Source organism: Streptomyces glomeratus, assembly GCF_021462825.1.
GTDB classification, from domain to species: domain Bacteria; phylum Actinomycetota; class Actinomycetes; order Streptomycetales; family Streptomycetaceae; genus Streptomyces; species Streptomyces glomeratus.
In genome coordinates, this window is the sequence record NZ_JAKEEB010000002.1 from 290,662 (window position 1) to 312,008 (window position 21,347).

Consider the following 21,347-nt stretch of genomic DNA (forward strand, 5'->3'; position numbering starts at 1 on the left):
CACCCGGTCGTCCCGGAGGTCCGGGTGGCACCCCTGGTCCCGGTGGCCCCAGTGGTTCCGGTCATCTCGATCACCGCCCTTCCCCGTCGGTGTCCAGCAGACCGGCCCGCTGGGCGAGCAGAGCGGCCTGGACCCGGCCGGCCACGCGCAGCTTGGTGAGGATGGCGCTGACGTGATCCTTGACCGTGCCGGTGCCCAGGTGCAAGCGGGCGCCGATCTCGGCGTTGGACAGGCCCTCCGCCAGCAGCACGAGCACGTTCCGCTCCCGGTCGGTCAGCAGCTCGACGCGGGTCGCCTCCTCGTCGACCGGGGCCGGTTCGGTGCCGCGGTAGGTGTGCAGCAGGGTCCGGGACGCCTTCGGGGACATCACCACCCCGCCCGCGGCCAGCGTGCGCACCAGCTGGGACAGCTGGTCGGGTTCGGTGTCCTTGAGCAGGAATCCGGCCGCCCCCGAGTGCAGGGCCGTCAGGACGTACTCGTCGGTGTCGAAGGTCGTGAGCATCGCCACGACGGGCGGATCCGGCAGCGCGCGCAGCTGCCGCAGAAGGGTGAGGCCGTCCACGTCCGGCATCCGGATGTCGAGCAGGACGACGTCCGGCCGGTGCTCCCGGACGGCGGCGAGGGCCTCCGACCCGGAAGCCGTCGCGACGACCTCGATGTCGTCCGCCGCGTTCAGGATGAGGCTGAAGCCGGACCGGACCAGTGCCTCGTCGTCCACCACCGCCACACGGATCACGTGCGCACCACCCTGCCGCTCGAATCCTCTCCTACCGACCCTAGAGTCCGCCGCCGCCCGCCGCGGTGTCGTGCGCTCCGGGTCCAGCCGGTCGGGGGGCCGGTTGCCGCCGGTCGGCGGGGATGGCGCGGACTCCTGCCGGGTACCCCCGCTGACCAGTACTTTTCCAGTCTGGATGCATGACACACGACGCAGTTCTCGTTGTGCCCCGGCCCCGAGCGGCTCAGAGCACGACCGGAATTCTGGAGAGCGCCCACGGACCCGCCGACGGAGTCCGGCAGAGCGGGGCGCGGGAGAGCGCCCGGCCCTCGACGGGTCGCCTGGTCGGTGTGGACCTGGCCCGGGGCCTGGCGGTCTTCGGCATGTTCGCGGCCCATGTCGGCCCCGACCCGAGCCGGGGCGGTGTCGTGGGCTTTCTGATGGAGCTGGCGCACGGCCGTTCCTCCGCCCTGTTCGCCCTCCTGGCCGGTTTCGCGGTCGTTCTCATCACCGGTCGCCAGGTCCCGAAGACCGGGCGGGCCGGCCGTCAGGCCGTCGCCAAGGTGATCATCCGGGCCGTCATCCTGCTGGCCGTGGGCAGCGCCCTGACCATGTCCGGCACGCCGGTCGACGTGATCCTGGCCTTCTACGGGTTGTACTTCCTGCTCGTGCTGCCGCTGTACCGGCTCGGCGCGGGGCCGCTGGCGGCGCTCGCGGCCGGTACGGCCCTGGTGTTCCCGCAGCTGCTGTACGTGCTGACGCCGCTGGTCGGCGGGGCGCCCCGCGCCGCCGGTGAGCCCGACGGTCTGGTGTCGCTGCTGTTCACGGGCAGTTACCCGGCACTGACCTGGATCCCGTTCGTGCTGGCCGGCATGGCCGTCGCCCGCCTCGACCTGGCCTCGGCCGCCGTCCGCGCGCGTATCGCCGTGACCGGCGTCGTGCTCGCGGTCGTCGGCTACGCAGGCTCGTGGCTGGCGCTGCACCTGGTGCCCGGCGCCCTCGACGCGATCGCGGCCTCCGGGTCGGACGGGGCCGCTCTGTCCGCCTGGTGGTCCGACAGGGCCGGCTACCCGACCGGCGACACCGCGGCGTGGCTGCTGGCCGCCTCCCCGCACAGCGAGACGACCCTGTCGATCGTCGCCAACACGGGTGTGGCGATCACCGTCCTGGCCGCCTGCCTGGCCGCCATGGACGTGCTGCCCCGCCTGCGCCGGGCGGCCACGCCCGTCATCGCGGTCGGCTCGATGTCGCTGTCGGCGTACGTCGCCCACCTCGTCGCCATCCGGCTCCTGGACATCGAGGAACTGCCCGGCTCACCGCTGCACGTCCTGCTCGGGTTCATCGTGGCCGTCGGTGTCTTCGCCACCGTCTGGTCCCGCTTCTTCCGGCGCGGGCCCCTCGAGTGGCTGATGAGCGGGGCGACCGGGATCGGCCGGCACATTCCGTGACCGCCGGGCGCCCGCGAGGCTACTCGCCGCGTCCGCTGCCGTAGCCGTTCGCGGGCGCCCTGTGCGGCGTCCGCGCCGCCGGGTCACCTCGGTCCCGGCCGGCGCACACGTCCCGCATACCGAGCGGCGAGGATCCCGACGTCCCGTACGGACCCGTCCGCCGGCTCCTCTCGAGCCTGCGGACGGGTCCGGCCGTACGGCGCCGGGACGTCACACGCGGGAGCCGACCGTCAGGGCGATCGGCACCGGCACGGGTCCCGTCGCTGTCGGCCGGGAGGCTGCCGCTGCCCGATGGCCGGTCGGGGTCGGGTCGACACGGACCGTCACCGGGCCGTCGAACAGGGCGCCCCGGGCCGGGTTCCGGTGTGGGAACCCGGCCCCGGAGCGCGGGACGGGGGCGGTCAGTCCCGGTCGTTCTCCCTGACCCGGTCGGCATCGCAGTAGTCCTGGTGCCAGTAGGGGTACGGCAGCGGCGGCCTGCTGACCGCGTCCAGGGCGGCGCGCTCCTCGGGCGCGAGCGACCAGCCCGTCGCGGCCAGGTTGTCGGACAGCTGCCGCTCGTTGCGGGCGCCGATGACGACCGAGGTGACACCGCGCCCCTCCAGCACCCAGCGCAGCGCCACCTGGGCGGGGGACACCCGCCGCTCGTCCGCGATCTTCCGCAGGACATCGATGGTGTCGAACGTACGCTCGGGGTCGACCGGTTCGAACCATCCCACCGCCCGCCGCGTGCCCGGCGGCGGCTGGGCGCCCCGCTCCTGGTGGCCGCTGAGCAGGCCGCCCGCCAGCGGGCTCCACACCATCACGCCCACGCCCTCGGCCTCGGCCATGGGCAGCAGCTCCCATTCGACCTCGCGAGCGGCCAGGCTGTACTGGATCTGGTGCGAGGCGAACCGTTCCAGGCCCTGTCGCTCGCTGGTGGCCAGCGCCCGGGTGAGCTGCCAGGACGTCAGGTTCGACGCACCCACGTAGCGGACCTTGCCGGCCCGTACGAGGTCGTCCAGCGCCCGCAGCGTCTCCTCCCACGGCGTGCGGCCGTCCCAGCCGTGCGTCTGGTAGAGGTCGATGTAGTCGGTGCCCAGGCGGCGCAGACTTGCCTCGACCGAGCGCACGATGTGGTGCCGTGATAGCCCCCGGTCGTTCGGGCCGCTGCTGCCGTCCGGCATCTGCCAGCGCACCTTCGTCGCGATGATCGCGTCGTCGCGCCGGCCGGCGAGGGCCCCGCCGAGGACCTCCTCCGCCTGTCCGGCGGAGTACATGTCGGCCGTGTCGAAGAAGTTGACGCCCGCGTCCATGCTCAGGTGGACGAGCCGTCGTGCCTCGATGGTGGTGAGCTGGCCCATGTGCTGGAAGCCGTGCCGGCCGCCGAACGTCATGGTGCCGAGACAGATCTCGGAGACCTGGAGGCCGGTGCGGCCCAGATAGCGCATACGCATGGGGATCGTCGTCCTCCCGGTCTCAGTGGGCGTCGGCCGTGACGGGCTCGTCGACCACCGGCGCCCCGTTCGCCGCGGCCTGCCGGGGCCGCAGGAACGCGATGGCCACGAGGGCGGCGGCGAGCAGCGCGGCGGCCGCGGTCAGCAGGCCGTTCTGCACACCGTGGAGGACCGCGGCGGGCCCGCTGCCGCCGGAGGAGGTGATCCCGGCCGCGGCGACCGTGGCCAGCACCGGGGTGCCGACGGTGACGCCGAGCTGCTGGCCCGTGTAGGCGAGACCGGTGGCCAGTCCCTGCTCGTGGTCCGGCAGGCCCGAGGTGGCGGTGATCATGTAGCCGACGACCGCGAGGAGGTGGCCGAAGCCGCCCGTGGCGGTGGCCACGAGAAGCAGCGGCATGCCGCCGTTCGTGTCGAGGAGGAACAGCACGGCCGTGCTCGCCGCCTGGAGGAGCAGACCGTAGACAAGCGCCCGGTGCACGCCGATCTTCCCGATGATCCGGGCCGCGAACGCGCCGCCGAGGACGGCCGCGACGCCCAGCGCGGAGAAGGTGAACCCGGCGTTCAGCGGGGTCATCCCGCGCACCCGCTGCATGTACAGCGTGAGCAGGAAGACCATGCCGGTCATCATCGCGAAGGTGACCAGACCGGTGGTGTTGCCCCAGCTGACGGTACGACGGCGCAGCACCCGCAGGTCGACGAGCGGCGAGGCGACGCGCGACTCGACGGCGAAGAAGGCGATCAGCAGCACCAGGCCGGCCGCGAGCGCGATCAGGGTCGTGCCGGAGCTCCAGCCGTTGCGCTCGGCCGAGGTGATGCCGTAGATGACCGACAGCAGGCCGCCGGTGACGGTGACCGCGCCGAGCACGTCCAGCCTCGGGGTGTTCTCGCTGCGGCTCTCCTTGATCAGGACCGGGGCCGCGAAGGAGGCGACGAGGCCGACCGGGACGCTGATGAACAGGGTCACCCGCCAGCTGGTCAGATCGGTGATGACACCGCCCAGCACCACGCCGGACAGGAAGCCGAGCGACAGCAGGGCGCCGTTGATGCCCAGCGCGCGGTCCCGCTGAGCGCCCTCGGCGAAGTTGGTGGTCAGCAGGGACATCGCCGCCGGGGTCAGCATGGCGGCCGCGACGCCCTGGGCCGCGCGCGCCGCGAGCAGGAAGCCGGGGCTCGGGGCGAGTCCGCCGGCCAGGGAGGCGACGGTGAACAGGGCCATGCCGACGATGAACCAGTTGCGCCGGCCGTAGAGGTCGGCGGCCCGGCCGAACAGCAGCAGAAGACCGCCGGACGGCAGGGCGAACGCGGTGACGACCCACTGGAGGTCGCTCAGCGCGAAGCCGAGGTCCTTGCCGATGACGGGGAGCGCGACGCTGAGGATGGAGAAGTCCAGGGCGAGCATGAACTGCGCGCCGCACAGAAGGGCGATGATGAGCCACTGGCGCGTGGTGAAACGCGCCTTGGCGGACGAGTCGACGGGATCGGAAGTCATGTCGCCAAGCTGGCAGTTGGCGCCGTACGACGGGGAGCCTGAACTTATCCTGGGTTTATGACACCCAGCCTCAACGCAGTGCGGGACTCCCGTCGACGCGAGGAGCTCAAGCACTTCCTGCGCACGCGCCGGGAGCGACTGACCCCGGAGGACGTGGGCCTTCCCCCGGGAACGCGCAGGCGCACACCCGGTCTTCGCCGGGAGGAGGTCGCGATGCTGGCCGGTATCGGGGCCTCCTGGTACACGTGGCTCGAACAGGGCCGGGACATCAAGGTGTCCGGGCAGGTCCTGGACGCCATCAGCAGGACGCTGCTGCTGGATCCGGTGGAACGGGACCACCTCTACCAGCTGGTGGGCATGAACCCGCCGCAGCGCGCGGCGGACGACGTGTCCGACACCGCCCAGCTGACGGCCCTGCTGGAAGGCTGGATGCCGAGTCCGGCGTACGTCATCGACCGGTGCTGGAACATCGCGGGGGCCAACCGGGCGGCCCGGCTGGTCTTCGGGTTCCGCGAGGGGGACACCAACTGCCTGGTGGCCTTCTTCACCAACCCGGCGTTCCGGGCGCGCCACCGCTACTGGGCGGAGATCGCACCGGGTCTGGTGTCCGAGTTCCGCAGGGATGCCGCGCGCTACCCCGACGACGAGGAGTTCACCCGGATCTCTCGCCGACTGGCGCAGGAGAGCGCGGAGTTCGCGGAGCTGTGGGCGCGGTACGAGATCACGGCGACCAACCAGGGCGTGAAGGCGATCGACCACCCGAGGGCGGGATGCCTGATCTTCGACCACTCGGTGCTGGAGATCCCGGACCGTCCGGGTGTCCGGCTGATGCTGCACACGGCGCGCACCGGCACGGACACACGCGAGAAGGTCATGGAGCTGCTGGGGCGGGACGAGCGGAAGGGGCGGATGTCGCTGGTCGAGGCGGGCTGAGGAGTCGGCTCGAGAACGACTGAAGACCGGCAAGAGACAGAACCTGAGCTCACGACAGGCATCGCTTGAATGACAATGCTCTGATACATATGGCCTACGGACGGGACGCTGGCCGTGTCCCCGTGTCCGCCGCTCACCCAGTTCCCGCGAGCAGAGGAAGATCCGTGGTCCACAAGAGCAAGGTCGCAGTAGCCGGAGCCGTCGCCGCGGTGACGCTCGGCGTCGTGTTCACCACCCCGCCCCTCGCCTCGGCCGAGGTCGCCCCGGTGAGCTCGGTCATGCTGACCCAGGGCGTCACCTCGGCCCCCTTCAAGATCAAGGCGAACGGCAACCGCAAGGTCCTCTACCGCAAGGCGGTGGTGCAGCCGGGCGCGTCCACGGGCTGGCACTACCACGTGGGCGAGGAGATCGCGGTCATCAACTCCGGCACGTTCACCCGCATCGACGGCTCCGACTGCTCGGTGAAGAAGTACGGCCCGGGCGATGCGCTCGTGGAGCCCGTCGGCCCCGACACCGTCCACATGGGCATCAACAACGGCACCGAGCCGGTCGAGCTGTACGTCGTCGACATCCTGCCCACGGACGCCACCGCGCCGAGTGTGCCCGTACCCGACCCGGGGTGCGACACGAAGGGGCTCACGGCGGGCGGCCGGGGCAAGTGATGCGGCTCCCGCACCCCCTGGGCATCTCCGGCCCCTCCCTCTGGCTGCCCGCCGGGCGGCAGAGCTCACAGGAGGCCGTCGAGCGAGGGCTGGTCGACCGCGAGACCGCCGGGGAACTGGGCTACGACCAGCTGCCGGTGGCCGACCTCGCCCCACCCGAGATGGCGGTCGAGGCGGGCCGCCGGGCGCTGACGGCGGCCGGCGTGGACGCCCACGCCGTCGGCCTGGTCCTGCACGCGTGGATCCACTACCAGGGCCATGACCTGTGGTCCCCGGCCCACTTCATCGCCGACCGGCTGGGCGCCGGCACCGCCGTGCCGGTCGGGATCCAGCAGGTGTGCAACGGCGGTGCGGCGGCCGTGGAGCTGGCCGCCGCCCGGCTGTTCGTCGAACCGGGCCTCGGGCACGCCCTGGTGACCACCTCCGACGCGTTCCTCGAGCCGGGTTTCGACCGCTGGAGCGGGGACTACGGCATCGCGTACGGCGACGGGGCCACCGCGCTCGTACTGCACCGGCTGGACGAGGGCGAGGGCGGACGGCCCGCCGACCTGGTGCTGCACTCCCTCTCCACGGTGGCCGCTCCGCGGCTGGAGCGGATGCACCGCGGGGACGACCCCTTCAGCCCGGCCGCCCGCTCGCTCGGACCGCGGGTCGACATCCGCCGCACCAAGAAGGCGTTCCTCGAGGCGGAAGGAATGGAGGCGTTCACCGCGGCCAGTGCCGCGGCACTGCGGTCGGCGGTGGAGTCGTGCCTCCAGGGCGCGGGACTGGCGGCCACGGGCGATCTGCCGCTGCGCTGTGTGGTGGCGCCGCGGCTCGGCCGCAAGACCGTCGACCTGGCCTATGCGCCGCTGCTGGAGAAGCTCACCGGTGCCGAGCTGCTGCGGCCCGGCGCCGACACCGGGCACCTCGGCGCCGGGGATGCGGCGGCCAGCCTGGCGGAGCTGCACAGCCGGCGGATGCTGGGGCCCGGCGAGTACGCGCTGGTGGTGAGCGCCGGTGCCGGGTTCACCTGGTCCTGCCTGCTGGTGAGCGGAGGCTGACCCCTGTACGACGGGTCCGCGGGGCGCCGTGCCCCCGCGGACCCGTGGACGTGCCCCGCGAGCTGCCGGGGCGGACGGCTCAGCCGGTCGGCTGCATCGCCGGCCTGGGCAGCCGGTGCACCAGGCTCTGCACGGCGGTCCTCTCCCGGGACCGTCCCGCACACCGGTCGGCCGCCCCGAGCCGCGGCCCGTCCAAAGACGGCTCGCCGCGCAGGATGTCCTGCTCCATCTGGACCAGGAACGGCGAGGGTTCCAGGCCCAGCTCCTCCACCAGCCGCGAGCGCAGCCGCCGCATGACGGCGAGCGACTCGGCCCGCCGGCCGCTGCGGTACAGCGCGAGCATGAGATGCCGGTGGAAGTTCTCGTGCAGCGGGTGGCGGGCGGTCAGCTCGGTCAGCTCGGGCACCAGCGTGTGGTGCGCACCGCGCTGGAGGTCGGCGTAGACCCGCTGCTCCTCCGCGCACAGCTTGGACTCGTCCAGATGGACGATGCGGGCTCCGAGCAGCTCACCGGCCTCCACGTTGACGAGCGCCGGGCCCCGCCACAGGGCCACCGCCTGGCGGAGAAGATCGGATCCCTGTACGAATTCACCGCGCTGGACCGCCGCGCTGCCCGCCGCGGCCAGCCTCTCGTACTCCGTGATGTCGAGCGCGACCCGCGCGGTCGACAGTAAATAACTGCCGCCCTCGGTCACGAGGATTTCCTCGGCCACTTCTGCGACGCTCACCCTGAGTGCCTCTGCGAGGGTGCGCCGAACATGGCCGATATATGTCTGGATCGTGGCGGTGGCCGTCCGGGGCGGATTACTCCCCCACAACTCCTGCATGAGCGAATTGACGGATACTGCACGGTCCGCGTTGACCGCCAGCAATGCGAGAAGCCGACGTGGCTTCGGTGCCAGGACGACCGGCTCCAACTGTTCGTCGAAGACCGTCATCGGGCCGAGGACATGAATCTGCACCATTCCCCCTTATTGGTACATCCATCCCACCCTGCGGCGGAATGGCCGAACCTCTGCCCTCAGAGTGGACACATGAGCCTCACCCTGAGTGACCAGCCAACCATATCAGGGTCCTGGCTCGAAACCATTCATATGTTTACGCCGGTCGCCAATGTTTACCTGCGAGAACGATCCGTGTTACCAATCTCACGGCACGAAAAAAGAAAGCCACGGCGAGCCGCCCCATGGGCGTATTTCACCGTGACTTTCCCAGTGTGCGGACTGTTTCCTAATTACGAAAACCGCCCGGATGTTCAGTGCAACGACCCCAGAACCGCGATCGCTCGCTCGAGATAGTCCTCGAAGCGGGCCCGCTCTTCCGGTGTGAATTCATCACTCAATGAGCCCTCGACGAACAGGGCCGCCTTGTCGGCCTTCTTCGCGACGGCGCGGCCCGCGCGGGTCGCCCGGTTGACCACGACCTTCTGGTGCAGCTCCGAGGGCTCGCGCACCACCAGGCCGGCCTTTTCCAGGTTGGTCAGCACCGTGGCCATCGTCTGCGGCGTGACCATGCACTCCCGTGCAAGCTGCGCCGCGGACATGCCGTCGGAGACCGACAGCAGCAGAAGGACCGAGTACTGGGGCACCGTCAGGTCGAATTCCCGCAGCACATGGGTCTTCCGTGCGATGAGGGCCTGCTCCGCCCTCTTGATCGTGTGCCCGAGCCGGCCTGCGGCGACCGTCTCCGTCGTGTTCGCCATATCAATAGTCTCGCATACGACAGAGGACGAAGCAGTAGACGTGCAGTGACGTCGGCGCACCGGCCGCCGCCGGCCCCCGCCGGGAGGCCGTCACCGGGTCTTCCGGCGCCGGCTCGACGGGATGGCGCACGTCAGCCTGGCCGTACACGTACGCCGGTCCTGCTCGTCGCTGATGACGATCTCGTAGGTCGCGGTGTGGGTGCCCAGATGCAGCGGGCGGCAGACGCCGGTGACCTTCCCCGAGCGCGCCCCGGCGTGGTGGGTGCAGGACAGTTCCTGGCCGACGATGATCCGGTCCGCACCCGCGTGCACCCAGGCCGCGAGCGACCCGAGCGTCTCGGCGAGGACCGCGTTGGCCCCGCCGTGCAGCAGGCCGATGGGCTGCCGGTTGCCGTCCACCGGCATGCTGCCGACGACCAGGTCGGGCTCGCAGACGGCGATCTCGATGCCGAGGCGCTCCACCAGCTGCTGGTCGACGTAGGGGGGCAGGACCTCGATGGGTCCGAGGGCGGTCTGAGTCACGGCCGGCCCCTCAGTGCGCGGAGACGGGCTCGGGCGACGCCGCGGCGGTGTCGCCGGGGGCTTCGGCGGACGGCTTCCGGCCGGAGAGCAGGCTGCCGACGACGACCGCGCTGACCACGCACGCCGCCGCGACGATCCACATCGTGGTGTGCAGGCCGGTGGCGTACGCGTCCGCCATCGCGTGCACGACCCGGTCCCGCACCGTGCCGGCCGGCAGCGTCCTGGCGGCCTCGGGCAGGCCGCCCTGCAGCGCCCGCGAGGTCAGCGCGTCGGCACCGCCCGGGTAGACGGAGACCGCGCCCTTGTCGAGGGCGCTCTTGGTGATCGCCGTGACCAGGGTGCCCAGACCGGCCATGGAGACCGCGTCGGAGGCCAGGCGGACCGTGTTGAACATGCCGGCGGCCATGCCCATCCGCTCCGGCTCGACGGCCGAGACCGCCGCGCCGTCCAGGATGCCCAGCGAGATGCCGTAGCCGATGCCCAGGAAGAGCAGCGGGCCGACCAGCGCGGCCGTCGAGGCGCCCGGGTCCACCAGGGTCAGCCAGGCGGCGCCGACGGCGGAGAAGCTCAGCAGCACGAGGAACAGGGCGCGCTGCGAGACCTTCTGCGCGACCATGCCGGTGAGCGCGGGCATCACCAGCGAGGGGCCGGTCAGCAGCAGCAGGACCAGGCCGATACGGAAGGCCGACATGCCGCTGGTGGAGGTCAGGTACGGGGGCAGCACGATGACCAGCGCGACGAAGCTGAAGGCCAGCACCAGGGGGACCAGGCAGACGGCCAGGAACTGCGGGCGGGCGAACAGGCCGAGGTCGAACATCGGGTGCTCGGTACGGCGTTCCACCGCGACGAACGCCACCATCAGCACCACGCAGCCGACTGCGGAGGCGAGCACGATCGGGTCGGTCCAGCCGCGGCCCGGGCCCTCCACCAGCGCCAGGACGAACAGGGCGACACCGAAGCCGAAGGCGAAGGTCCCGGACCAGTCGAAGCGCGGCCCCCGGTTGGGTTCCGTGCGGGGCAGCAGCGGTGTGCTCAACAGGACGAGCGCGGAGACCGCCGCCAGCACCAGGAAGACCGAGCGCCAGCCCCACAGGTTGACCAGGACGCCGCCGAACATGGGGCCGAAGGCCAGACCCGCGCCCAGGAACGTGCCGAAGAGACCGAACGCCTTGGCACGAGCCGTGCCGTCGAAGGCCTGCGCGAGGATCGCGGTGATGGAGGCGAGCGCCGCGCCGCTGCCGAAGCCGGCGATCGCGCGCGCCAGGTCGAGCAGCAGGATGCTGTTGGCCAGACCCGACACCGCCATCCAGAAGGCGAAGAAGGCCATGCCCCAGGTGAACATCCGGCGGTGGCCGACGCGGTCGGCGAGCGAGCCCATGGCCGCGAGGCTGCTCGAGGCGGTCAGCATGTAGCCGTCGACCACCCACTGAGCGGCGGCGAGTGAGCTGTGCAGATCGGCGCCGATGTCGGGAACGGCCACAGACGGGCCGGTCACCACCAGGGTCATGAGGGGGCCGACGACGCACGCCGCGGCGAGCGTGGCCCGCGGGTTGCCGGTGGACACGGAGGATCACCTCTGTCTATTCGTAGTCAGCTATGAATCAGGGTTCTGTCATAGAGTAGTGACCTGCATGCAGTCGATGTCAATGTCGTATGGCAGAGTTCTGTGTGAAGTTGACGGCCTGTCATTCGGCGGCAGGCGCGGTACACAGCGAAGCGGGAAAGGCGGTGCGCACGGCGATGCGCAGGATCCAACTGGGCGGCTCGCAGCGGACCTTCGCGGCCGTCGGTCTCGGCTGCATGGGGATGTCGTGGGGCTACGACGAGCTGGGCCGGGACGACAACGAGTCCGTCGCGGTCATCCGGCACGCCGTCGAACTCGGCGTCGACCTGATCGACACGGCCGACCAGTACGGCCCGTTCACCAACGAACTGCTGGTCGGCAAGGCGCTGAAGGGGTACCGCGACAGGGTGCTGCTGGCCACCAAGGGCGGACTCGTCGTGGACGACCCGGCCACCTACCGCAGCCACCGGGACGGCCGGCCGGAGTATCTGCGCGCCGCCGTGGACGCGAGCCTGAAGCGGCTCGGGGTGGACCACGTGGACCTCTATCAGCTGCACCGCATCGACCCCGCCGTGCCCGTCGAGGAGAGCTGGGGCGCGCTCGCGGAGCTGGTGAAGGAGGGCAAGCTCGGCGCGCTGGGGCTGTCGGAGGCATCGGCCCAGGAGATCGGCCGGGCCCATGCGATCCACCCGGTCGCCTCCGTGCAGAGTGAACTGTCGCTGTGGAGCCGCGAGGCCCTGACGGACGGGGTGGTGGAGTACTGCGCGCGCGAGAGCATCGCGTTCATCGCGTTCGCGCCGCTCGGCCGGGGCTTTCTGTCCGGGCTGATCGGCAGCCCGCAGGATCTGCCGAAGGCGGACGGCCGGCACCGGATTCCGCGGTTCCAGCCCGAGGCCATCGCCGCCAACGCGGCCATCGTCGACCGGGTGCGGGCCGTGGCCGACGGGCTCGGCGCGACCGTGGCGCAGGTGGCGATCGCATGGGTGCTGGCCCAGGGCGAGCACGTGGGGGTCATCCCCGGCACGAAGACCCGCCGCTACCTTCGGGACAACGTCGCGGCCGGATCGCTGACGCTGCCCCCTCAGGCGCTGGCGGAACTGGCCGCGCTGCCGGAGGCGGTCGGCGCGCGCTGAGGCCGTGAACGGCGATGGGCGGCCTTCCCGAAGCGGGGAGGCCGCCCATCGCCGTCTGTCAGGACGTCACACCGGCTGGCGCTGGGTGCCGGCCATGAGCGTCGCCGGGAGGACGGGCCAGCCGTGCTCGGCGGCGTACGCCGTCATCCTCTCGTTCGCACCGACCACCGTAGGACGGCCCACCATGCGCAGCATGGTCAGGTCGCCGGGATCGTCCCCGTAGGCGTAGCAGTCGGCCGGATCCGCGCCGAACTTGTCCAGCGCCAGCCGGACTGCCTCGGCCTTCGCGGGACCGAACATCGCGTGCCGGATCCCCCCGGTCATATACCGGTCCGCGTCCAGCTCCGGCTCGGTGCACAGGACCAGGTCCACACCCAGGTCGTCGGTGATCGGGTGCAGCGTCGCGGGCCACGAGCCGGAGATGACCACCGTGTGGTGGCCCGCCTCCTGGTGGCGGCGCAGCCGGGCGACCGTCGGCTCGATGAACGGCGCCCCGCGCTCGCGCAGTTCGGCGTACCACGCGCGGGCCTCCGCGACCAGGTCGTCCCACCGGAGGCCGGCGTGCAGCTCGTAGAACTTGGACACCACCTCGACCGGTGTGACGCCCATCGACGCCAGTCGCCGCAGCGGCTCCACCGTCCGTTCGTACGCGGCGCCCGTGACGTCCCCCTGTCGGCGCAGCCGGTAACGCAGCAGCGAGAACGGGCTCTTCATGGCGATGAGCGTCTCGTCGGCGTCGAAGAAGGCCACCACCGGTCGGTTGTGGTCGGTCGTGACGAGCTCGGGTGCGGGGGTCGTGGTCATGGCCGGCTCCTCGTGTGTGCCGCTCGGGCGAGCAGATGCGCGGCCTCCTGTGGCCGCCCGGGGTCGAGCCGGGCCAGCAGGTGGCCGTCCGGGCGGACCACCGCCAGGGCGGGCCCCGGGCCCAGCGCCCTGGCCAGCCCCTGCGGAACCGCACGGGTCAGATCGAGCACGGGGGTGCCCTCGGGCAGCGCCCGGCGGGCCCGCTCGCGCGTGCGCCGCCAGTCGGCCGGCGGCGTGCGCGTGCCGGGCCACAGCAGCACGCTGTGCCGGTCCCGGTCGATCACCGGCCAGCTCCCGCCGCCCAGGTAGGGGGACGCGTCGGGCGCACCCCGTGTGCCCGACACCCTCAGCGGCAGCCGGGGGTGGCTGCCCCCGCCGTAGGCGACGGCCGTCTGGCCGAGCTGCGGGGCCACCTTGCGCTGGAACAGTCCCGTCCGGTCCGCCGCCATGAACGCCGCGTCGCGCAGCGCCACCTTGGCGGGCGTGTTGACCAGGCCCGCCTTGGTGAGCAGTTCGGTCGAGCGCGCCACATCGTGGGAGACGGCCCGGCGCTCGGTGTCGTACGAGTCGAGGATCCCCTCCCCGAACTCCCCGCGGATGACCCCGGACAGCTTCCATGCCAGGTTGAACGCGTCCTGCATGCCGGTGTTCATGCCCTGGCCGCCGGCCGGGCTGATCACGTGCGCGGCGTCACCCGCCAGGAAGCAGCGGCCGCTGCGGAAGGCCGACGCGATCCTCACCCGCACCCGGAAGGAACCGCTCCACAGCAGCTCCTCGACCCGGCTGCGACCGGCCGCCCGGTCGTCGACGACCTGCTGGAACATCTCCCGCGGGGGCGGGTTGTGCTCGTCGTACGCGTCGTGCGGCACGTTCAGGGCGATGCGGTGCACACCGTCGCCCATCGGGCCGAGCACGATGGCGCCGCTCGGCGCGTAGCAGTAGTGCGACAGGTCCTCGGAGAGGCTGGTGGTCAGCCGGGCGTCGGTGATGGCGAACGACACGTCGACCGGCGGGCCGTCGTACGCGATGCCCAGTTCCTTGCGTACGGTGCTGTGCGCCCCGTCCGCGCCGACCAGCCAGCCTGGTTCGAGCTCCTCGACCCTGCCGCCCTCGTGCTCCAGCTTGACGGACGGCCCGCCCGCCGCGTTGTCCAGGGACGACAGCCGCACCCCTTCCTCGACGGTGCCGCCGAGGGTCTCCAGACGCCGGCGGAGCACCCGCTCGGTGTCGTTCTGCGAGATCGTGAGCGCGAACGGGTACGGCGAGTCCGCCAGCTTGCTCATCCAGGCGGTGGCCAGCCGGCGGCCGCCCGAGTACCAGGCGGTACCGGCCAGGCGGTGGCCGATGCCCAGCAGGTCGTCGGTCACCCCGATCCGGTCGAGCAGTTCGAGGTTGCGCGGCCAGACGACGTTCGCCCGGGAGTGCGCCGAGTGGCCGCGCCCCGCGTCCACGACCCGTACCTCGACACCGCGCTGGAGCAGCTCGCACGCGACGACCAGACCGACCGGCCCGGCCCCGACCACCAGCACGGACGACTGCGGCCGGTGCTCGGTCACGCCGCCCACATCAGGCCCCCGTTGACCTCGACCACGCTGCCGTTGACGTAGGAGCTGTCGCGCGAGGCGAGGAACACGGCGGTGGCACCGACCTCCTCGGGCCGGCCGAGCCGCCCGGACAGCAGCCGGCTGCGGTAGCTCTCCCAGGCGCGCTCGTTGGCGGCCAGCTCCTTGCCCATGCCCTCGTCGATGTAGCCGGGCGAGAGGCAGTTGACGGTGATGCCCTTCTGCGCCAGTTCGGCCGCCGAGGTGCGGGTGAACATCTCCACGGCCGCCTTGCTCGCGCTGTACGCGGCCGCACCGATCGCGGCCCGGCCGGCCACGCACGACGACACGTTGATGATGCGGCCGCCGGGGCCCGTCGTCTTGTCCGGGGCGGTCATCGGGGCGATGACGGCGCGCGTGCACAGGAAGACACCGGTCAGGTTGGTGGCCAGCGTGGTGTTCCAGTCGGCCACCGAGAGCCGGGCGATCTTGCCGTCCCGGCTGACGCCCGCGTTGTTGACCAGGACGTCGATGCCCCCGTACGCCTCGACGGCGGCGGCCATCAGTCCCTCCACCGACCTCTCGTCGGTGACGTCCGTGTGGTGGTAGAGCAGCCGGTCGCCGTGGTCGTCGGCCAGCTCCTTGATGTCGTACGGGTTGCGCGCGGCGACCACGACCGAGGCGCCCTCCGCGAGGTAGGCCTCGGCGATCGCCCGGCCGAGGCCCCGCGTGCCGCCGGTGATGACGGCGGTCTGTCCGTCGAGCCTCATGGCTCCTCCATCTGCTGCGTGTGGTGTACGTGTCCAGTCGGCGGGCCGGCCGGGAAGCGGGCGGGAGCGGTGTGTCACGGGCCGTCAGTACCAGGTCAGCAGGGCCGCACCGGCCGTCATGCCGCCGCCCACCGACGCCAGCAGCACGCGCTCGCCGCGCCGCAGCGGCTCCGCCCGGTGCGTCGCGTGCAGGGTGAGCGGCACGGACGCGGCGACGGTGTTGCCCAGACGAGGCGCGGTGTAGGCCACGCGCTCCGGATCGATTCCCGCCTCTTTCACGAAGGTCTCCAGGAGCCTGGTGTTCGCCTGGTGGAAGACGAACCGGTCGACGTCCTCCAGGGCCAGCCCGCAGTCGTCGAGCGTCGCGGCGGTCAGCTTGGCCAGCACCGCCAGCGCGTAGTCGCGCACCGAGCGCCCGTCCATCCGGAAGAAGTGCTCCCCCGCCTCCCGAGCCCGCGCGTCCAGCGGCGTCCGGGTGCCGCCGGCCTCCACACCGACGTAGTGGTGGAACTCCCCGTCCGTGACCAGGTGCACCGACTGCAGGCCGTAGCCCTCGGGCACCTCGCCCAGGACGACGGCGCCCGCGCCGTCACCGAACAGGCTCACCGTGCGCCGGTCGGACCTGTTCATGATCGTCGAGAACATGTCGGCGCCGACCAGCAGCACATGGTCGCCGTGGCGGCCGGCCCGCAGGAGCCCTTCGGCGACCGCGAGGCCGTACAGGAAGCCGCTGCAGACGGCGTTGATGTCGAAGGCGGGCAGGGTGGAGAGCCCCAGCTTGTGCTGGAGGATCGCGGCCGTGGACGGCTGCGGCACGTCCGGGGTGCTCGTCGCCACGATCAGCGCGCCGAGCCGTCTGCGCGCTTCCTCGGCGACACCCTCCAGGGCCTCGCGGGCCGCGGGGACGGCGAGGTCGGACGTCGCGGTGCCCGGCTCGGCGTACCTCCGCTCGAGCACCCCCGTTCGTTCGGTCACCCAGGACTCGGGCATACCCGTCCAGGCACTGATCTGCTGGTTGTCGACAACCTTGTCCGGGGTGTACGAGCCGATCGACAGGACACCGACTGGCATGGCTTCCCTTTCCTGCTGTGTGCGTGGTGGTGGGGGCGGCAGGAGGCGTCAGTGACCCATGCCGAGCCCACCGCTGACCGGCAGCACGGCGCCGGTGATGTACGAGGCCTGCTCGCTGGTGAGGAACCGGACGGCCGCGGCCACCTCGTCGGCGGTGCCGGCCCGGCCGAGCGGCGTCATCGCCAGGTACTGGTCCAGGCGGGCGGGGCGCACCTCGCGCAGCATGTCCGTCTCCACGAGACCGGGGGCCACGACGTTGACGGTGATGCCGCGGCTGCCGAGCTCCCAGGCGAGGGAGCGGGCCAGCCCGACCAGGCCGGCCTTGGCGGCGGTGTAGTTGGTCTGGCCGGGCGAGCCGGAGAACGCCACGGCCGACGAGATCAGCACCATCCGGCCCCAGCGCCCGCCCAGCATGGCCCGTGAGGCGTGCCGGGCGACCCGGATGACCGACCGGAGGTTGGTGTCGAGCACGGCGTCGACCGCGTCGTCGTCGAGGGACAGCAGCAACCCGTCCCGGGTGATCCCCGCGTTGGCGACCAGCACCTCGACCTCGCCCTGCGCGGCCGCGACCTCCTTGAAGGCGCGCTCCACCTGCGCTTCGTCGGTGACGTCGCAGCGCACGGAGAGCAGCCCCGCCGGGGGTTCGCCGGTGCGGTAGGTGACCGCCACCCGGTCACCCCGGGCGGCGAGCGAGCGGGCGACGGCCAGACCGATGCCGCGGTTGCCGCCGGTGACGAGGACGGAACGTCCCCCGGGGTCACCGGCGGGGCTGCCGGTGGGGGCGTGGGTGGTGCCCTGGTTCGGTGTCACGCCGGGGTCACCACGATCACCGCGTTCTGGCCGCCGAAGCCGAAGGAGTTGTTCACGGCCGCGCCGATCTCCATCGGCCGGGCCTCCTTGGCAACGACGTCCACTCCGATGCCCGGGTCCAGGCTGGTGAGGTTGGCGGTCGGCGGGACGAGGCGCCGCTCGACGGCGAGCACCGTGTACACCGCCTCGGCCGCTCCGGCCGCGCCCAGCAGATGGCCGACGACGCCCTTGGTGGAGGTGACGGCGGGCTTCTCGCCGAAGACCCGGCGGACGACCCCTGCCTCGGTGATGTCGTTGAGCGGCGTGGAGGTGCCGTGCGCGTTGACGTGATCCACCTCGAAGGGGTCGATCACCGCGTCGGCCAGTGCCGCCCGGATGGCCCGCTCGGCCCCGCCGCCCGTCGGATCGGGCGCCGAGGCGTGGTGGCCGTCGGCGGACGCCCCGAAGCCGGACACGCGGGCCCGGATGCGGGCGCCGCGCGCCGTGGCGTCCTCGACCCGCTCCAGCACCAGCATCGCCGCTCCCTCGCCCGCGACGAAGCCGTCCCGGTCGGCGTCGAACGGGCGCGAGGCGGACGCCGGGTCGTCGGTGCGCGCGGACAGCGCGCCGGCCCGGGCGAGGCTCGCCATCGCGGTCGGGGACATGGCCGCCTCCGCACCGCCCGCGAGGACGATGTCGCAGACCCCTGCCTCCAGCAGCGCGCGGGCGTACCCGATCGCGGTGTTGCCGGACGCGCAGGCCGTCGACACCACCTGGTTGGGGCCCAGCGCCTTGAGGTCCATGGCGATATAGCCGGCGGTCATGTTGACCGGCCCCATCACCATCAGCAGCGGCGAGACGAAGCCCGGGCCGTCGGCCAGATGCTTGCCGTGCTCCCGCTCGACCGTGGACCAGCCGCCCAGCGAGGTACCGACGACCACACCGACCCGGGGCCCGTCCCAGGACGCCGGGTCGAGCCCGGCGTCCTCGACCGCCTGCCGGGCCGCCACCACGCCGAAGTGGCTGACGGGGTCCATGCGTACGGCGGCGCGGCGCCCGAGCAGCGCTCCGGCGTCGAAGCCGGGGACGCGGCAGGCGAAGTCGACGGGCAGCCCCGCGAGGTCCGGATCGGCGGCCGCCGTGGACACACCCGACCAGACCCGCTCGACGTTGGCCTCGACGCCCAGACCGGCCGGGGTGACCAGGCCGACGCCGGTGACGGCGACGTCGAAACGTTTCGTGCGCCCTTGGCGGCGCTCGGTCCGTATGGCCGTCATCAGGCCACCGGGGCCTTGGCGTCGATCGTGGCGAGGACGTCGCCGAGGGTGTTGTCGGGGGTCAGCGCCGTCTCGTCGATCTGGACGCCGAACTCCTTCTGCACGATGACGCTCAGCTCGATCAGGGCGAGCGAGTCCAGGTCGAGGCTGTCGAAGGTGGCGGTGGTGTTCAGCTCCTCGGGCAGAACGCCGAGCTTGTCGGTGACGAGGGCGAAGAGACGGTCCTGGTGTGCGGACATGAGGGTTTCTCCTTGGGTGAGAGGGAGTCGGGAGGATCGGTCGAGAGGTGCGGGCCACCGTGCGGGACGGTGGCGGCCGTGGCGCGGTCAGCTGCGGCTGACCACCACCGCGGTGAACGTGAACCCGCCGCCGCCGTTGAGCACGAGCGCGTAGCTCCCGGGCTCCAGCAGGTCCGTGCGGGCCAGGTCGGCGAGGGAGGCGTTGAGGTCGCCGGCCCCCACGTGCCCGGTGGCGCGGCCGAGGTCGAGCACCTCCGCGGGGGTGACCTCGGTCAGCGGCGGGATGTACGCCTCCGCCATCGCCTTGCTCCCCAGCCGGGGAATCACGGCATAGCGCAGCCGCGGGTCGTCGGCGGCGAGCCCGGCACCGGCCAGGCACTCCTCGACGACGGCACGGATACGGTCGGCCGCGGTCTTGAGGAAGAAGTCGACGCCGTACGTCTTGATGAAGGCGCGCTTGGTGCGCCGCACGTCGATCATCGGACTGTGGCCCATGGGCGTCGCGTTCAGCTCGTCGTCGCCCCGGTGCATCACCTCGAGTTCGGCGGCGACCCTGGTCGCCAGGGAGTGCAGCAGCAGGTCCGGCGCGAGCGCGTGGTCCGCCGCCGCTCCCCCGGACGGCCCGGTGACGCGGTGGACGAGGACCGCCGTGGCCGCGTCCCCGGCCGCCATGCCGTAGTCGCTGCGCCAGCGGTGCCAGCTCGGCATCAGGAACCGGTCGGCGGTCGTCACCAGCGCGGGCCCGGCGGCCGGGTCGCCCTGGAGGCGGCTCGCGGCCAGCTCGATCCCGACGGCACCGCCGTTGCACTGCTGGAGCAGTCCGATCGGCACGGCGCGGTGGGCGCCGATCCGCCGGGCCACGTAGTGCGGGGCCGACCAGGCGTCATGCCCCTGGTGGTGGACGCTCGCGTGCAGCACCAGCGAGAGTTCGTCGGGCCGGGCTCCGGAGAGCGTCAGCGCCTGCGTGGCGGCCTCGACTGCCATGTCCGGCGGTGCGGTGTGCTCGCTGACGGGCAGTGCCGTGTAGCCGAGCTCGCGGGCGGTCCTGGCATCGATGTCACCGGCGGCCACGGCCTCCTCGACCGTCTGCCGCCGCTCCGGATACCAGGCGGTGGCGGTCAGTCCGAGCGGTGAGTCCAGTCGCACGGCCGTCACCTGCCGTCCGCATCCGGGGCCGGCGGCGCCGGAAGTTCGGCGACGCCGACCGTGGCCGTGCAGAGGGAGGCGCCGTCCTGGAGGAAATCGACGGTGAAGCCGTCGCCGCCTGCGGACGTGACGGAGACCGTCACCGGGCTGTCCAGCTCCACGAAACGGCGGAACGTGGCGCCGAAGGCGTACGCGTACCGTCGCTGCGCGGGCGCCCCCGAGGCCAGGACCGCGGCCTGGCGCGCCGCCTCCATGAGCGCCATCGCGGGCACGTGGTCCAGGGGGTGGTCGTACATCGCCGGGTGCCGCACCGGAACGTCGAGCACGGCACGCAGCGCCAGCCCGTCCCCGGGGTGCTCCACGTCGACCAGCACCACGTTCGCGGACCGCTCCCGGCCCACCAGCGCGGGCTGCACGGGGGTGCCCGCGCGTGCGGCCGGCATGTCGGAGGAGAGCGGAGGAACGTCGCCCCGGCTCTTCGCGCGGTGCGCCCCGTAGCCGTCGCGGCTGAGGTATCCGGCCACGATGGTGCTCGTCCCGGCCCGCCGCCCGTCGACGGCGAACACGCACTCCAGCGTGGCGGCCAGCAGCCTGCTGCCGCGCCGCTTGAGGTCACGGGCGGTGACCTCGACCACCAGCTCGTCCGGTGCGTCGCCACGGGCCCGCAGCGCCCGCAGATCCGTGAACTCGGTCGTCCAGTCGCTGATCAGGAACGACGTGTCGTACGAGACGCCAAGCCACTGGTGCGCCACGACGGTCACCGCCTGACGGGCGGCCTCCAGCAGGAACAGCGGGTCCAGCAGCTCGGGCCGCTGCGTGTGGTCGTTGTAGTAGCTGTGCGCGCGGGGTGCCTGGACGGCGACGGCGAACGTCTCCTCGCCGAGCCGTGCCGCGTCCGTGACGAAGACCTCCATGAGGGCCCGGCGGTGCACCAGTACCCGGTCCATCGAACGCTGGTAGGCGAGTTCGGCCGCGGCCGGAGCGGTCTCCGGCCGCTCCTGCTCAGCAATGGTCATGCCCGATTCCGTTCGTCGGTGGGTTCGTCAGGGCAGCCCCATGGGGGC

At 72.2% G+C, this 21,347-nt stretch carries 21 protein-coding genes; 5 read left to right on the forward strand and 16 right to left on the reverse strand.

All coding sequences use genetic code 11. The features are described 5' to 3' along the window. Positions 1-70: 70 nt before the first annotated feature. Positions 71-736, reverse strand: coding sequence for a response regulator (locus tag LZ604_RS03355; RefSeq protein ID WP_234512438.1), 666 nt, complete (start codon positions 734-736; stop codon positions 71-73). Between the two features lie 179 nt (positions 737-915). Here LZ604_RS03355 and LZ604_RS03360 point away from each other — a divergent pair, with 179 nt between their 5' ends. After that, the gene (locus tag LZ604_RS03360; RefSeq protein ID WP_234512441.1) at positions 916-2,163 is read left to right on the forward strand and encodes a DUF418 domain-containing protein; all 1,248 of its coding nucleotides are present in this window, start codon (positions 916-918) and stop codon (positions 2,161-2,163) included. Positions 2,164-2,564: 401 nt separating this feature from the next. Here the strand turns inward: LZ604_RS03360 and LZ604_RS03365 are convergent, their stop codons facing one another. Together LZ604_RS03365 and LZ604_RS03370 are read right to left on the reverse strand one after the other, a co-directional pair. Further along, positions 2,565-3,599: an aldo/keto reductase gene (locus LZ604_RS03365; protein ID WP_234512443.1), complete on the reverse strand. Its 1,035-nt coding sequence runs from the start codon at positions 3,597-3,599 to the stop codon at positions 2,565-2,567. A gap of 22 nt (positions 3,600-3,621) precedes the next feature. After that, positions 3,622-5,088: an MFS transporter gene (locus tag LZ604_RS03370; protein WP_234512446.1), complete on the reverse strand. Its 1,467-nt coding sequence runs from the start codon at positions 5,086-5,088 to the stop codon at positions 3,622-3,624. Positions 5,089-5,145: 57 nt separating this feature from the next. Between LZ604_RS03370 and LZ604_RS03375 the strand changes: the two genes are divergently transcribed. The 3 genes from LZ604_RS03375 to LZ604_RS03385 all read left to right on the forward strand — a co-directional run bounded on the left by LZ604_RS03375 (position 5,146) and on the right by LZ604_RS03385 (position 7,726). Continuing rightward, complete coding sequence (locus tag LZ604_RS03375; RefSeq protein ID WP_234512449.1) at positions 5,146-6,021, forward strand: helix-turn-helix transcriptional regulator; 876 nt, start codon at positions 5,146-5,148, stop codon at positions 6,019-6,021. A 164-nt stretch (positions 6,022-6,185) separates the two neighbouring features. Beyond that, entirely contained in the window at positions 6,186-6,683 is a 498-nt protein-coding gene (locus LZ604_RS03380) for a cupin domain-containing protein (RefSeq protein ID WP_234512451.1), read from the forward strand. After that, a complete protein-coding gene (locus tag LZ604_RS03385) occupies positions 6,683-7,726 on the forward strand; it encodes a 3-oxoacyl-[acyl-carrier-protein] synthase III C-terminal domain-containing protein (protein ID WP_234512454.1) in 1,044 nt (347 codons plus the stop codon). The genes LZ604_RS03380 and LZ604_RS03385 overlap by 1 nt, the downstream gene beginning before the upstream one ends. Positions 7,727-7,805: 79 nt before the next feature. Here the strand turns inward: LZ604_RS03385 and LZ604_RS03390 are convergent, their stop codons facing one another. The 4 genes from LZ604_RS03390 to LZ604_RS03405 all read right to left on the reverse strand — a co-directional run bounded on the left by LZ604_RS03390 (position 7,806) and on the right by LZ604_RS03405 (position 11,513). Further along, positions 7,806-8,690: an AfsR/SARP family transcriptional regulator gene (locus LZ604_RS03390; RefSeq protein WP_234512456.1), complete on the reverse strand. Its 885-nt coding sequence runs from the start codon at positions 8,688-8,690 to the stop codon at positions 7,806-7,808. A 290-nt stretch (positions 8,691-8,980) separates the two neighbouring features. Beyond that, complete coding sequence (locus tag LZ604_RS03395; RefSeq protein ID WP_234512458.1) at positions 8,981-9,427, reverse strand: MarR family winged helix-turn-helix transcriptional regulator; 447 nt, start codon at positions 9,425-9,427, stop codon at positions 8,981-8,983. Positions 9,428-9,517: 90 nt separating this feature from the next. Continuing rightward, positions 9,518-9,949, reverse strand: a complete 432-nt coding sequence (locus tag LZ604_RS03400; protein ID WP_234512460.1) for a hotdog fold thioesterase — start codon at positions 9,947-9,949, stop codon at positions 9,518-9,520. 10 nt (positions 9,950-9,959) lie between these two features. Continuing rightward, positions 9,960-11,513, reverse strand: a complete 1,554-nt coding sequence (locus LZ604_RS03405) for an MFS transporter (RefSeq protein WP_234512462.1) — start codon at positions 11,511-11,513, stop codon at positions 9,960-9,962. 176 nt (positions 11,514-11,689) lie between these two features. Here LZ604_RS03405 and LZ604_RS03410 point away from each other — a divergent pair, with 176 nt between their 5' ends. After that, on the forward strand, positions 11,690-12,646 hold the full coding sequence (locus LZ604_RS03410) for an aldo/keto reductase (protein ID WP_234512465.1): 957 nt from the start codon (positions 11,690-11,692) through the stop codon (positions 12,644-12,646). Between the two features lie 66 nt (positions 12,647-12,712). Here LZ604_RS03410 and LZ604_RS03415 read toward each other — a convergent pair whose 3' ends face one another. The 9 genes from LZ604_RS03415 to LZ604_RS03455 all read right to left on the reverse strand — a co-directional run bounded on the left by LZ604_RS03415 (position 12,713) and on the right by LZ604_RS03455 (position 21,299). Then, positions 12,713-13,450 carry an HAD family hydrolase gene (locus tag LZ604_RS03415; protein WP_234512467.1) on the reverse strand — a complete coding sequence of 246 codons (738 nt, stop codon included), beginning with the start codon at positions 13,448-13,450 and terminating at the stop codon, positions 12,713-12,715. Beyond that, on the reverse strand, positions 13,447-15,006 hold the full coding sequence (locus LZ604_RS03420) for an FAD-dependent monooxygenase (RefSeq protein ID WP_234512470.1): 1,560 nt from the start codon (positions 15,004-15,006) through the stop codon (positions 13,447-13,449). Before LZ604_RS03420 ends, LZ604_RS03415 begins: the two co-directional genes overlap by 4 nt. Next, positions 15,003-15,761: an SDR family NAD(P)-dependent oxidoreductase gene (locus LZ604_RS03425; protein WP_234512472.1), complete on the reverse strand. Its 759-nt coding sequence runs from the start codon at positions 15,759-15,761 to the stop codon at positions 15,003-15,005. Before LZ604_RS03425 ends, LZ604_RS03420 begins: the two co-directional genes overlap by 4 nt. An 84-nt stretch (positions 15,762-15,845) precedes the next feature. Next, positions 15,846-16,832 carry a 3-oxoacyl-ACP synthase III family protein gene (locus tag LZ604_RS03430; RefSeq protein ID WP_234512474.1) on the reverse strand — a complete coding sequence of 329 codons (987 nt, stop codon included), beginning with the start codon at positions 16,830-16,832 and terminating at the stop codon, positions 15,846-15,848. A 48-nt stretch (positions 16,833-16,880) separates the two neighbouring features. Beyond that, positions 16,881-17,642, reverse strand: a complete 762-nt coding sequence (fabG, locus tag LZ604_RS03435) for a 3-oxoacyl-ACP reductase FabG (RefSeq protein WP_308283557.1) — start codon at positions 17,640-17,642, stop codon at positions 16,881-16,883. Then, the gene (locus LZ604_RS03440) at positions 17,639-18,898 is read right to left on the reverse strand and encodes a beta-ketoacyl-[acyl-carrier-protein] synthase family protein (RefSeq protein ID WP_234512476.1); all 1,260 of its coding nucleotides are present in this window, start codon (positions 18,896-18,898) and stop codon (positions 17,639-17,641) included. The genes fabG and LZ604_RS03440 overlap by 4 nt, the downstream gene beginning before the upstream one ends. Then, complete coding sequence (locus LZ604_RS03445) at positions 18,898-19,137, reverse strand: acyl carrier protein (protein ID WP_234512479.1); 240 nt, start codon at positions 19,135-19,137, stop codon at positions 18,898-18,900. Before LZ604_RS03445 ends, LZ604_RS03440 begins: the two co-directional genes overlap by 1 nt. Positions 19,138-19,224: 87 nt before the next feature. Then, positions 19,225-20,283 (reverse strand): ketoacyl-ACP synthase III family protein, encoded by a 1,059-nt coding sequence (locus tag LZ604_RS03450; protein ID WP_234512481.1) that lies wholly within the window; start codon positions 20,281-20,283, stop codon positions 19,225-19,227. 5 nt (positions 20,284-20,288) lie between these two features. Next, entirely contained in the window at positions 20,289-21,299 is a 1,011-nt protein-coding gene (locus LZ604_RS03455) for a ScbA/BarX family gamma-butyrolactone biosynthesis protein (RefSeq protein ID WP_234512483.1), read from the reverse strand. Positions 21,300-21,347: the final 48 nt, after the last annotated feature.